This is a genomic window from Pandoraea terrigena (genome assembly GCF_902459705.1).
GTDB classification, from domain to species: domain Bacteria; phylum Pseudomonadota; class Gammaproteobacteria; order Burkholderiales; family Burkholderiaceae; genus Pandoraea; species Pandoraea terrigena.
Genome location: NZ_CABPRU010000009.1, coordinates 18,813 through 31,889, shown reverse-complemented (window position 1 = coordinate 31,889; position 13,077 = coordinate 18,813). Strand labels below are relative to the sequence as shown.

The 13,077-nt window shown below is 63.3% G+C and carries 11 protein-coding genes; 2 read left to right on the top strand and 9 right to left on the bottom strand.

Going from position 1 to position 13,077, the window contains the following annotated elements:
- Positions 1–17 precede the first annotated feature (17 nt).
- From PTE31013_RS17255 to PTE31013_RS17245, 3 genes are all read right to left on the bottom strand, one after another.
- Positions 18–662: a response regulator gene (locus PTE31013_RS17255; RefSeq protein WP_150614004.1), complete on the bottom strand. Its 645-nt coding sequence runs from the start codon at positions 660–662 to the stop codon at positions 18–20.
- Positions 663–819: 157 nt separating this feature from the next.
- The gene (locus PTE31013_RS17250) at positions 820–1,287 is read right to left on the bottom strand and encodes a universal stress protein (protein ID WP_150614003.1); all 468 of its coding nucleotides are present in this window, start codon (positions 1,285–1,287) and stop codon (positions 820–822) included.
- A 4-nt stretch (positions 1,288–1,291) separates the two neighbouring features.
- Positions 1,292–1,795: a universal stress protein gene (locus PTE31013_RS17245; protein WP_150614002.1), complete on the bottom strand. Its 504-nt coding sequence runs from the start codon at positions 1,793–1,795 to the stop codon at positions 1,292–1,294.
- Between the two features lie 286 nt (positions 1,796–2,081).
- Between PTE31013_RS17245 and PTE31013_RS17240 the strand changes: the two genes are divergently transcribed.
- Positions 2,082–3,539, top strand: a complete 1,458-nt coding sequence (locus tag PTE31013_RS17240) for an MBL fold metallo-hydrolase RNA specificity domain-containing protein (protein ID WP_150614001.1) — start codon at positions 2,082–2,084, stop codon at positions 3,537–3,539.
- On the top strand, positions 3,529–3,828 hold the full coding sequence (locus PTE31013_RS17235; RefSeq protein ID WP_150614000.1) for a DUF1488 family protein: 300 nt from the start codon (positions 3,529–3,531) through the stop codon (positions 3,826–3,828). Before PTE31013_RS17240 ends, PTE31013_RS17235 begins: the two co-directional genes overlap by 11 nt.
- A gap of 208 nt (positions 3,829–4,036) precedes the next feature.
- Here PTE31013_RS17235 and PTE31013_RS17230 read toward each other — a convergent pair whose 3' ends face one another.
- The 6 genes from PTE31013_RS17230 to PTE31013_RS17205 form a co-directional block, all read right to left on the bottom strand.
- On the bottom strand, positions 4,037–5,305 hold the full coding sequence (locus PTE31013_RS17230; RefSeq protein ID WP_246174654.1) for an MFS transporter: 1,269 nt from the start codon (positions 5,303–5,305) through the stop codon (positions 4,037–4,039).
- Positions 5,306–5,315: 10 nt separating this feature from the next.
- Positions 5,316–6,119 carry a peptidylprolyl isomerase gene (locus tag PTE31013_RS17225; RefSeq protein WP_150613999.1) on the bottom strand — a complete coding sequence of 268 codons (804 nt, stop codon included), beginning with the start codon at positions 6,117–6,119 and terminating at the stop codon, positions 5,316–5,318.
- A gap of 63 nt (positions 6,120–6,182) precedes the next feature.
- Positions 6,183–6,866, bottom strand: a complete 684-nt coding sequence (gene narI / locus PTE31013_RS17220; protein ID WP_150613998.1) for a respiratory nitrate reductase subunit gamma — start codon at positions 6,864–6,866, stop codon at positions 6,183–6,185.
- 24 nt (positions 6,867–6,890) lie between these two features.
- On the bottom strand, positions 6,891–7,616 hold the full coding sequence (narJ, locus tag PTE31013_RS17215) for a nitrate reductase molybdenum cofactor assembly chaperone (RefSeq protein ID WP_150613997.1): 726 nt from the start codon (positions 7,614–7,616) through the stop codon (positions 6,891–6,893).
- A gap of 1 nt (position 7,617) precedes the next feature.
- Positions 7,618–9,144: a nitrate reductase subunit beta gene (narH, locus tag PTE31013_RS17210; protein WP_150613996.1), complete on the bottom strand. Its 1,527-nt coding sequence runs from the start codon at positions 9,142–9,144 to the stop codon at positions 7,618–7,620.
- Complete coding sequence (locus PTE31013_RS17205) at positions 9,141–12,902, bottom strand: nitrate reductase subunit alpha (protein ID WP_150613995.1); 3,762 nt, start codon at positions 12,900–12,902, stop codon at positions 9,141–9,143. The genes narH and PTE31013_RS17205 overlap by 4 nt, the downstream gene beginning before the upstream one ends.
- Between the last annotated feature and the right edge of the window lie 175 nt (positions 12,903–13,077).

Genomic DNA, 13,077 nt, shown 5'->3' with positions numbered 1-13,077 from the left:
GGACTGACTGAATGCGCTCAGAGGCTGTCCCGCAGCAGGTTGTGCTTGATGGCGTAATGCACCAGTTCGGTCTGGCTCTTGAGGTCGAGCTTCTGCAACACGCGTGCCTTGTAGGTGCTCACGGTCTTGGCGCTCACACACAGGCTATCGGCAATATCGCTCAGGTTCAGACCCCGCGCGAGCATCAGGAATACGTCGAATTCCCGGTCGGACAAGCGTCGGTAGCCCGGTGTATCGCCAGCGGCGGTTGCCAGGTCCTGTGCGATCCGCTCGGCCATCGCCAAGCTCAGATGAACCCCGCCGGCAACGACCTTCCTGACGGCGGACACCAGCTCGGACGGCGCGCTTTCCTTTGTCATATAGCCGACGGCACCGGCTTTGAGCGCACGCACAGCGTACTGTTCTTCGCCATGCATGGTAAGCACGAGGATCGCCACGCGAGGAAATGACGCCTTGATCTGTGCGATCAGGTCCATGCCGCTACGTCCGGGCATCGACAGATCCAGCAGAAGGACATCGCAGGGGGTTTGCTCGAGCAGCGCCATTGCCTGCGCGCCGTTCGCGGCCTCGCCCACGACCTCCAGATCGTCGCTGCCGGCCAGGATGCGCTGCAACCCTGCCCTGACCAGCGTGTGATCATCCGCAACGATGATGCGAGTCATGCATTCGCCCCTGCGTTGGGTGCTTCATTGGGAGGTGTCGCCGTCACGACATGCGTGGGCCTGTCAGATCGCAGATACATCTCGGCAATTCTACACGTGAGTCCTGCTCGCGCATCGCGTCATGCCTGTGCGACCGCGACAAACGTGTCCGGTGACCTTACAGCACATCCTTGCCAGCGTCGGCCTCGCTCGGCGGGATGAGGATCACGGGACGCTGCGCCTGACGCGCACAGTTTTCCGCCACGCTGCCCAGCGCCAACCGTCGAAAACCGCGCCGCCCATGCGTGCCGATGACGATCACATCGGCCTGATCCTCTTCGGCCGCCACGTTGATCTGGTGCGCGACATCCCCCCCAAGTGGCAGGAGTTCCCGGACTTCCACGTCACCGTCAACGCCCTCCCCTTTGAGCCGCTGCGTGGCGGACTCCCGAATCGACTTGCCTTGCAGTCGCATCGCTTCGATGAAGGGAAGCGGATCGGCGTCGGCCACGTAAGCCACCGGGATGTCGACGACGTACAGCACGTGCACGTGGGCGTTGCGTGCCTTGGCGAGTGTCAGCGCGTAGTCAAACGCCTTGTCGGCCGTCGGGCTGCCGTCAATGGCGACCAGGATACGTTTGAACATGTTCTCACCCCTTCTCGGTCGCGGTGGCCACCGTGGACGAACTCTGTGGCGATGGGGCCGGTCCGGTCACCAGCATAACCGGCCGATGCGTTTGCCGCAGCACCTGCTCGGCGACGCTACCCATCAAGAGCCGTCGCACCCCCCTGCGCCCGTGGGTGCCGAGCACCAGGAGATCGGCATGCCACCGCTCGGCTTCCCGAATGATGGCGTCGGCAATCGTTCCGCCCCATGCGCGCAGATCGATGGAGCGCGTGTCCGCCTGGATGCCTTCCTCGTGCAGCGTCTTGTATGTATCGCTCAACGTTCGCTGGCCTTCGGAGATCAAGCTATCGCGAACCGCTTCCAGATCAATTTGAGAGGCGAATGCGGCCTGATAGTGGGCGAAAGGATCGTCGATCACATTCACCGCCCGTACGACATCGTCGGGCATCGCGAAACGGATCGTCTCGTGCAGCGCATGCCATGACGTCTCGCTACCGTCCATGGCAAGAAGGATTCGATGAGGCATTGTGTCGTCCTCACTAGGGTCATCGGGTGAAATCGACGGCGGACCGTGGACAGTGCACGCGACGTCCGCCCGAGCGGCGACGTCCGCGTGTGAGATCCGGGTCAACCGTCTGCCATCGTGGCGCTTACACGGTAGCCCCGGATAGGTCGCGAGTGGGCGAACACGCACACGGTCCTTGATACACGTCAACGTCCACGGCCAGGTCGCGGGGCGATCCGGTATGGGAAGGCTATTCTGCCAATATCAGGCGCCATGTTGGCGTCTGGACATTGTGCGAGGTGTGTTCATGCAGTTGCGCTTCTTGGGAGCCGCCGGCACGGTGACCGGCTCCAAGACCCTGTTCTCGGCCGCCGGCAGGCAATTCCTGATCGACTGCGGCGCGTTTCAGGGCGTGAAGAACCTGCGTGCCCGCAACTGGGCGGCGCCAGCGTTCGACGTCCAGCAGCTCGACGCCGTGGTACTGACGCACGCCCATATCGACCACAGCGGCTATTTGCCAGTGCTCGCCCGCTACGGCTACAAAGGCCCGGTGTATTGCACGTCCGCGACGCGCGATTTATGCGAGATCCTGCTGCTCGACAGCGCGCGACTCGAGGAAGAGCAAGCGGCGTTCGTGAACCGTCACGGAAAATCGAAGCATCACCCAGCGCTTCCGCTCTTCACCGCGGAAGACGCCCATCGAGCGATTGCGCTGCTCAGGCCGCTGCCGTTCGATACCCCGTTTGCGCTGTCCCCCGAGATCACGCTGAACTTCTGGCACGCCGGCCATATTCTCGGGGCGGCGATGGCGCAGTTCGATGTGGGTGGCAAAAAGCTGCTGTTCTCAGGCGATCTGGGACGGCAGGACGACCCCATCATGCTGGCCCCGGCGGTGCCCGAGACGCCGGATTTCCTGGTGTTGGAGTCGACTTACGGAGATCGGCTGCACGACCGGACCGACCCCGGCGCGCAACTGGCGGAAATTCTGAATCGAACGTTCGCACGGGGCGGCAGCGTGATCGTGCCGGCGTTTGCCGTCGGGCGTGTGCAGAGCCTGCTCTACTGGATTGCGCGACAGAAGGCGTCGGGGGGCCTTCCGGACGTGCCGGTCTATCTCGATAGCCCGATGGCGATCAACGTCACGAAGACTTACGCGGCGCACCGGGCCGATCACCGTCTGGGTCCGGTCGAATGTGCCGAGATGTGTGGCGCGGCGACATTTGTCACCGGTGTGGACCAGTCAAAATGGCTCGATACCCGTGCGATTCCGCTGGTCATCATTGCCGGGAGTGGGATGGCCACCGGGGGGCGCGTGCTGCACCACCTCAAGGCGATGGCGGGCGACTGGCGCAATACGGTGCTCTTTACCGGCTTTCAGGCGCCGGGAACGCGTGGTGCGACGATGGTCAGCGGTGCTAGCGAGGTCAAGATCTTCGGTGAGTACGTCCATGTAAGCGCCGAAGTCGTTCAGCTCGATACGCTGTCCGCCCACGCTGACTACAACGAAACGCTGGCTTGGCTGTCGAAGTTCGACAAACCGATTCACCACATTTTCCTCAATCATGGCGAACCCGCCGCGTCCGACAGTCTGCGCAGGCGCATTGCGGAGGGCCTCGGCTGGCCTTGCCATGTCGTGGAACCGATGGAGCAGGCTTACCTGGAGGGAGACGAAGCTATCCGGAGCCACACTCCCGCGGCGACCGGCGAGCCCGCCGAGCGTGCCCGCCGCCCTCGCGCATCCGAGGAGGTGGGTGATGAAGATTGAGTTCCCTAATGTCGCGCCGGTCTATAACGGCGACGACCTGACGATCGAGTTCGCGGCCGACCTTAACCACAAGCGCGTGGTGTGTGCGATCTCAGCCGAGGCGCTGGAGGATCACTTCGGCGCGAAATCGTGCAACGTCGACGATCTGATCGCCGCATTCAGAGCAAATCGCAGGGCCATCGAGAAGATGACCGAGCGCTATCTCGGAATCTGCCTCGGCGCCCCGGTATTATTACGCAGCGGCCACTTCCGGTGGGGCATGGAGTGCCCGCCCTCTCGAGATGCCTAGCGCCCCAGAGCCCAGAACGTGTCCATAACGATGTGGACTCTCGATGCCGGACGCATGCGCCGTCGCGAGACGCTCCGCGTCGTCGTGTGCGACCATCGCCACCTCCGCACCTCCCATCTTCTTATGGGGGTGAATTGTATAGATAGCTGCTCCCATCGGTTCAGGAATGCTGAACGGGCGAGTTCACGCGACGGCTCGCCCTGCCTGACTACATCACGCGCGCGCGCCGGACTTCGGCGAGATAAATGACGATCAGCGAGACCCATACGACCCCGTACATCAGCATGAAGCAGCTCGAACGGATCTTGAGAATGTCGAGCAGCGCGCCGAACAGGATTGGCAGCAAAAAGCCCCCCAGGCCGCCGGCCAACCCGACGATACCGGTCACGACGCCCATGTTCTCGGGAAACTCGTCGGCCACGTACTTGAACGTCGAGGCCATCCCGAAGGCGAACACAGCGCCCAGCGCGAACGCGAGCATCACGAACCCCACCACGGACACGCTGATGTGGAAGGTTTGCGGCCCCTGGATCGTGTAGATCACGAAATCGGTCTTCGGATATGAGAGCAGGAACAGGCAGATCCACGCGACCCACAGGCACCACCAGGTGACCGCATGTGCGCCGAACTTGTCGGCGAGCACGCCACCGACGGCGCGCAACACCGAACCGGGCAGCGAGAAACCCGCCGCCACGGCCGCCGCCATCACCACCGTCATGCCGTATTCAGCCTTCAGATACTGGGGAATCCACAGTGACAACGCCGTGAAACCGCCAAACGTGATCGAGTAGTACTGGCACAGCCGCCATACCCGTGCATTGCGCAGGACTTTGAATGACGCGAGAATGGATCCGCCCTGCTTCCCGGCACCCGGGTCCGGTGCGGACGCCAGCCAGAAGATCACGGCCGTCACGAGCAGCACGACGGCGTAGATGCGCGGAACCGCTCGCCAGCCGTATGCGGCCTCCAGGCTCGGCGTGATGAACAGATTGACGGCCGCCCCGACCGTACCCGCCCCGAAAAATCCCATCGCGAAACCGCGTTTGGCTGGCGGGAAGAAACGTGCGACGTAGGGCGTGCCAACCGCGAATGACGCCCCCACGCACCCAAGAAACAACCCGATGATGAGAAACTGCCACAACTGCGTCGCGTAGCTGACGATGTACACGGGAATCGCGCAAGCCACCAGCAACACGGTCATCACGCGACGCCCGCCAAAGCGGTCCGTCCAGATGCCGAGCGGCAAGCGCATCACCGCACCGGTCAGCACCGGCGTGGCCGTTAGCAGACCGAACTCCGTGCTGTTCAGGCCCAGATCTTCGCGCAACTGGATGCCAAGCACGCCGAACATCATCCAAACCACGAAGCAAACGAGAAAGGCGAACGTACTCGCGAACAACACCGAGTACGCCTTGGCGCCCGGCGCGGGCAGATTGCCGGCGACCGATGGCGAAGCGGCAACGCGTGCGGTATCCATGCCCTCTCCGTTATTGGACGAGCGGCCCGTCGGCGCTCGCAAAGGTAACGCCTTCCAGGTCGGCTTGCGCGGCAAGCAGCAGCACATACTGGCGCGTGGCGCGCAGACGCACCTGCGCCGTGAGCATCGTGGCGATGTCGTCCCGCACGGCCTCGAACGGAATCAGCGTGCCCGGCACCCGGTGATCGATTCGCACCAGGTGAAAGCCAAAGCGGGTTTTGATCAAACGCGGCAGCACGCCTGTCTCCTCCGAACCGAAAATGCCTTGCGCGAACTCCGGCACGCAGCTTGAGCGATCGAGCTGGCCGAGGCTCCCGCCCACTCGCGCGGACGGGCAGTTCGACCGCTCGGCAGCCATCGCTTCGAATTGATCCGGCGCTTGCAGGATCGCGTTGAGCGTTTCTTCCGCCTTGGCGCGCACCAGCGCGAGCGGCGCGCGTCCGGTGACACCGAAGAGAATATGGCTCGCGTGAACCAACTCGCCACTGGTGAATCGCTCGTGATGCTGATCGTAGTAACGACGGGATTCTTCGACCGTAGCCACGGGCGTCGCGACGTCCTTGGCGAATACGGCATCGGCCATCGCATCGGGCGGGTCGGCGTCCACCGTCAACCCCAACTCGACGGCGCGCTGCCGCAGCAACTCCTGAATCGCGAGCGCGTAACGGGCCGTCGTCTCGGCGTCGGACGTCGGGGCAGCACCCGCAGCCGGGGCGTCGGCAAGATCTGCCACGGCCGCTTCAATGGCGCTGGTGAGAATCTCGACACCGTTGACGCGCAACGGCACGCGGGCGTCTGCCAGCAAGGTTTGCATAGCGAAAGTCCTTGGCCGTGAGGCCGTTGATCGACGTGTAATGACAGTCAAGAGCGTCGCGTCTCAGCGCTTGCGCACCAGTTGATACGGACGGATCAGATAGATCACGGATGCCAGACCGCTCCAGATGTGGACCATGCGCGTGAAGGGCGACACGAGGAAGATCGTGAAGCCGAGCGCGATATGCGCGCGGTAGGTCAGCGGCACCCCTTCGAGCAGGGTGGCCACGCCCGGCTGGAAGGTCACGACGCCTTTCACGTAATCGGTCAGTTGCTCGAACATCGCACCGTCCATGTGCCGCATCGAGAGCAGGACCGTACCGAGTCCCAGCGCGAGCTGAATCCAGAGCATGAACACGATGACGATGTCCCAGGTCCGGCTCGTGGCACGCACGCGCGGCGTGCCGATGCGACGCGCGATGAGGATCGTCAGGCCGATGATGGCGACCACGCCCGCGGCCCCGCCGCCGACCATCGCGATCATCTGGTGCTGCGATGCCGTCAGGAACGGCGAGACGAGCCAATGCGGTGCCAGGAACCCGCCGAAATGCCCGGCGACGACGACCAGCACACCCCAGTGGAACATATTGCTGCCCAGGCGCAGCATGCCGTGCTTGAGCAACTGTGACGAATCGCTTTTCCACGAATACTGCTCGCGGTCAAAGCGGATCAGGCTGCCGACGAGCAGCACCGTCAGGCAGATGTATGGATAAATGCCAAACAGAAACTGATGAAAGAAAGCTTGCATGGTCACACTCCTTGCTTTCCGAACTCAACGCCCGGGACGGCGCGCATGGAACTGGATCGGCTCGCCGACGGTATTGCCCTGCCCGCCCGGATGGCCCGCGCCCATGAAGCGCACCGGGGCATCCTGGTAGCTGGCGTCGATGGCGTCGTAATCCGACGCTCGCGGAATGTGCGAGGCGTCGTCGATATGCTCGGGCGGTGCCTGCGCGTCGCGTTGCACCGTTGTCGCGCCGGTCAGCCAGAGCAGCGCGCGCGTGAGCCCGGCATACGGTGATCCGCGCTTTGCCAGCCCGGCATCAATGGCCTGCAAGAGATGCTCGATGTCCTTCAGACGCGCCAGGCCATCTGACGCCGACAGGATTCCGACATACTCCAGAAATGCGGGCAGATAGTCAGGCAACTCGCCGGGCGCCAGATAAATGCCGCTGCGCTCGTACGTCTGCATAAGGTCGACCATCGCTTGCCCGCGGTCGCGCGACTCGCCGTAGACATGTTCGAACAGGTAGAGCGACGTCACGCGCCCTCGGTCGAACTGGGCCACGTAGTTCTCCTGCAACGTGAGCAAATCGCGCTCGCGCCAGTAGGCGAAGAACGCTTCAAGCTCACGCCGTGCGGCGCCGCCAATGCGGGAGTTGTCCAGCAACGTCTGCGCGATCTCGGGCAACGCGAGGGCCACCTCGTCGTCCGGATAATGCAGCAGTGCGCCAAGCAGGCGGCACTGCAAGCCCAGGGGGGTATCGGGGGCGGACATATCAAATCTCCTGAATCGGAATCGTCCGCTTGTTCTTCTTGACCGGATTGAACAGGTTGCCCGTGTCGTTGCCCGACGAGCAGCCATTGCCGAACGAGAAGCCGCATTCGCCATGCATGTCGAACGCGTTTTCCGCGTATTCGCGATGGGCCGTCGGAATCACGAACCGGTCCTCGTAGTTGGCGATCGCCAGATACCGGTACATCGACTCGACCTGGGCGACGGACAGGCCCGCCTGGGCCAGCACGTCGTCCGCCTGCACGCCGTCGACGTGACGTGCGCGCATGAACGCGCGCATGGCGAGCAGACGCTCGAGCGCGAGTTTCACGGGCGCTTCGTCGCCAGCGGTCAGCAAGTTCGCGAGATAACGCAGCGGAATGCGCAGCGACGCCACGTCGGGCAGCGCCCCGTTCATGCCGAGATCGCCGCTGTTGGCCGCCGCGTTGATCGGCGAGAGCGGCGGCACATACCAGACCATCGGCAGCGTGCGATATTCGGGGTGCAACGGAAACGCAATGCGCCAGTCGACCGCCATCTTGTAGACGGGCGAGGCCTTCGCGCCTTCGATCCACGCGTCGGGCACGCCGTCGAGCCTGGCCTGTGCGATCACGGCCGGATCGTTGGGGTCGAGGAAGACCGACAACTGGGACTCGTACAGAGCTTTCTCGTCGGCGACACCGGCCGCCTCGCTGATGCGGTCGGCGTCATACAGCAGCACACCCAGATAGCGAATGCGGCCCACGCACGTCTCCGAGCAGACGGTCGGCTGGCCGGCTTCGATGCGCGGGTAGCAGAAGATGCACTTCTCGGCCTTGCCGCTGTGCCAGTTGTAGTAGATCTTCTTGTAAGGGCAGCCCGAGACGCACATGCGCCAGCCACGGCATTTGTCCTGATCGACGAGAACGATGCCGTCTTCCTCGCGCTTGTAGATCGAGCCGGATGGGCACGATGCGACACACGCTGGGTTCAGGCAGTGTTCGCAAAGGCGAGGCAGATACATCATGAAGGTATTTTCGAACTGGCCGTAGATATCCTTCTGAATTGCTTCGAAGTTATAGTCCTGCGAGCGCTTGGCGAACTCGCCGCCGAGAATCTCTTCCCAGTTCGGTCCCCACTCGATTTTCTCCATGCGCTCGCCGGTGACCAGCGAGCGTGGCCGCGCCACCGGCATGGCCTTTGCATCCGAGGCGGTTTGCAGATGGCCGTAGTCGAACGTGAACGGCTCGTAGTAGTCGTCGATCTCCGGCAGATGCGGATTGGCGAAGATACTGGCGAGCAGCTTGAGCTTGCCGCCCTGCAGCGGTTCGAGCTTGCCGTTGGCCTTGCGCGTCCAGCCGCCGCGCCAGCGCTTCTGGTTCTCCCAGTCCTTCGGATAACCGATGCCCGGCTTGGTCTCGACGTTGTTGAACCAGGCGTATTCCATGCCCTCGCGGCTCGTCCAGACGTTCTTGCAGGTAATCGAACAGGTGTGGCAGCCGATGCACTTGTCGAGATTGAGCACCATGGCAATCTGCGCGCGCACTTTCATTGGCGTTCTCCGGTCGGGGGCACAAGCACCTGGTCGGCGGTATCGTCGAGCCAGTCGATACGATTCATCTTGCGCACTACGAGGAATTCGTCGCGGTTCGAGCCGACGGTGCCGTAGTAGTTGAAGCCGTACGACAACTGGGCGTAGCCGCCAATCATATGCGTGGGCTTGACGCTGATGCGCGTGACCGAATTGTGGATGCCGCCGCGCGTGCCGGTGATCTCCGAGCCCGGCGTGTTCACGATCTTCTCCTGCGCGTGGTACATCATCACGGCCCCGCTCGGGATCCGCTGGCTCACCACGGCACGGGCGCACAACGCACCGTTCGCGTTGAAGCACTCGATCCAGTCGTTGTCGACAATATCCAGTGCCCGTGCGTCGTCCTCCGACATCCACACGATCGGTCCGCCACGCGACATCGTCAGCATCAGCAGATTGTCGGTGTAGGTGCTGTGGATGCCCCACTTCTGGTGCGGTGTGAGGAAATTGAGCACCTTTTCGGGATTGCCGTTACTGCGCTGGCCGAGCATGTGTGCGTAGCTGCCCGTGTCGATGGGCGGCTTGTAGACGCACAACGACTCGCCGAACGCGCGCATCCACGGATGGTCCTGGTAGAGCTGCTGGCGTCCGCTCAGCGTGCGCCACGGCACGAGTTCATGGACGTTGACATAACCGGCGTTGTACGACACGTGTTCCGACTCGATCCCGCTCCAGGTGGGCGACGAGATGATCTTGCGCGGCTGCGCCTGAATGTCACGGAAGCGGATTTTCTCATCGGCGCGGGCTTCGGCGAGATGCTCGTGCGACTGGCCCGTCACTTTCTCGAGCGCCTGCCACGCCCGCACGGCCACCTCGCCGTTGGTCTCGGGCGCGAGCGTGAGGATGACTTCGGCGGCATCGAGCGCCGAATCGATGCGTGGCCGGCCGTGCGACACGCCGGCCTCCGAGACCCGGTAGTTGAGCTTGCCGAGCAGGTCGATCTCGTCGTGCGTCTCCCACTGGATGCCCTTGCCGCCGTTGCCGAGCGAATCCATCAACGGGCCGAGCGACGTGAACTTCCGATAGGTGTTCGGGTAGTCGCGCTTGACGACGACCACGCCTTGCGCCGTCTTGCCCGGCACCGGGTCGCACTGTCCCGCCCCCCAGTCCTTCACCTCGTATGGCTGGGCGAGCTCACCCGGCGCATCGTGAGCGATGGGCGCGAGCACCACGTCCGTCTCGTCGCCCAGATGGCCATCACACAGCTCGGAGAAGCGCTTCGCGATGCCCTTGAAGATCTCCCAGTCGCTGCGGGCCTGCCACGCCGGATCGACGGCGGCCGAGAGCGGGTGAATGAACGGATGCATGTCGGACGTATTCAGATCGTCCTTTTCGTACCACGTGGCCGTGGGCAGCACGATATCGGAATACATGCAGGTGGTGGACATCCGGAAGTCCAGCGTCACGAGCAGGTCGAGCTTCCCCTTGGGCGCTTCGTCGTGCCATTTGACTTCTTCCGGACGGGCACCGTGACTTTTGCCGATGTCGTCTCCCTGCACGCCATGCGTGGTACCCAACAGATGCTTCAGGAAGTACTCGTGCCCCTTGCCCGACGACCCGAGCAGATTCGAGCGCCACACGAACAGGTTGCGCGGGAAGTTGTCCGGATGGTCCGGATCGGTACACGCCATGCGCAGGGTGCCGTCCTTGAGTGCGTTCGCCACATACTGCCCGGCCTTCGACGGGTCGGGCAGCGAACGGCCGACGTCGAGCGGATTCGTTTGCAGTTGCGGCGCCGTCGGCAGCCAGCCCATGCGCTCGGCGCGTACGTTGTAGTCGATGGGGCGTCCGTGGAACGGTGTCTTGTCCGCGAGCGGCGAGAGCAGTCCCGACGGATCGCTGTTGTCGTAACGCCACTGGTCCGTGTGCGCATAGAAATACGACGTCGCGTTCATCTGGCGCGGTGGACGGTGCCAGTCGAGTCCGAACGCCAGCGGCGTCCAGCCCGTTTGCGGTCGGAGCTTCTCCTGGCCGACATAGTGCGACCAGCCGCCCCCGGATTTCCCGATGCATCCGCACATCACCAGCATGTTGATGATCGCGCGGTACGACATGTCCATGTGGAACCAGTGATTGATCCCGGCCCCGATGATCACCATCGACTTGCCCTGCGTCTTGTGGGCGTTCTCGGCGAACTGGCGCGCCACCGATATCACGTCCTCCCGCTTGACGCCGGTAATCGCTTCCTGCCACGCGGGGGTGTAGGCCACATCGTCGTCATACGTGTGCGCGATGTGCTCGCCGCCGAGGCCCTGATCGAGGCCATAGTTCGCAATGAACAGGTCGTAGACGGTCGCCACCAACACTTCGCCTTCGGTCGTCTGAATACGGCGCACACCGACGTTGCGGCGCTGCACCGATGCGTGCGACGTGCATGTGAAATGTGCGTGCGGCTGGTTGCCGAAGTAGGGGAAGAGCACGGGCACCACTTCGTCATGGCCCTCCACCAGCGTGAGGCGCGGCTGGATCGGCTGGCCGTCGGGGCCTTCTTCACGCAGGTTCCACTTGCCCTTGCTGGCCTCGTCACCTTGTGCCCAGCGATAGCCGATCGAGCCGACCGGCGCCACGAAGTCGCCGCTCAACGCGTCGATCACGACCGTCTTCCAGTCGGCATTGTGCGGTTGACCCAGTGCGCCGTCGAAGTCGGCCGCGCGCAGTTGGCGCTCGGGCACGTAGCCGTCGCCGTGCTTGACCATCCGGACGAGACACGGCATGTCCGTGAAACGCCGGCAGTAATCGATGAAGTAATCGCTCTTGCCGGCCAGGTGGAACTCATTGAGGATCACATGCCCCATGGCGAGCGCCAGCGCGGCATCGGTGCCCTGCTTCGGATGCAACCATAGGTCACCGAACTTCGCCCCTTCCGCATAGTCGGGGAAGATCGACACGATCTTCGTGCCCTTGTAGCGCACCTCGGTCATGAAATGGGCGTCTGGTGTGCGGGTCTGCGGCACGTTCGAGCCCCACATCACGATGAACGTCGAGTTGTACCAATCGGCCGACTCGGGAACGTCTGTCTGCTCGCCCCACGTTTGCGGCGACGCGGGCGGTAGATCACAGTACCAGTCGTAGAAGCTCAGGCAGACACCGCCGATCAGTGACAGGTATCGTGCGCCTGCGGCATACGACACCATCGACATCGCGGGAATCGGCGAAAAGCCGGTCACGCGATCCGGACCGTAGCGCTTGACCGTGTAGACGTTGGCCGCGGCGACGATCTCGTTGACCTCGTCCCACGACGCGCGCACAAAGCCGCCCAGGCCACGGCGCGCCTGATAGGCGCGGCGCGACGCTTCGTTTTCCACGATGGAGGCCCACGCCTCGACCGGTGCGAGCGACTGGCGGGCGTCGCGCCAGCGCGACACGAGTGCGCTGCGCACGAGCGGATACTTCAGGCGGTTGGCGCTGTAGAGATACCAGGAGTACGACGCGCCGCGCGAGCAGCCGCGCGGCTCATGGTTCGGCATGTCGGGACGCGTGCGGGGGTAGTCGGTCTGCTGCGTTTCCCAGGTGACGATGCCCCCTTTGACGTACACCTTCCAGGAGCAAGATCCGGTGCAATTGACCCCGTGCGTCGAGCGCACGATCTTGTCGAATTGCCAGCGTTGACGGTAAGCGTCTTCCCAGTGGCGATCTTCGTCGGTCGTGGCACCATGCCCGTCGGAAAACTGAGGGCGCGAAGACGTGAAAAAACGAAGACGGTCAACGAAATGACTCATGGCGTGTCCCTGGCATGCGTCGGCACATGACAACGCCGACAAGCGAGCGAAAGCAGGAACGCCACACGATTCCAGTGTTCTGGGGGGCGGTTCCCGCCGGCTTAAGGCAACGACTGCGCAGTCGGGTCTTCGAATACGAGGCGATTATTCCCCCTTCGCTCGCGTCATGTAAAGC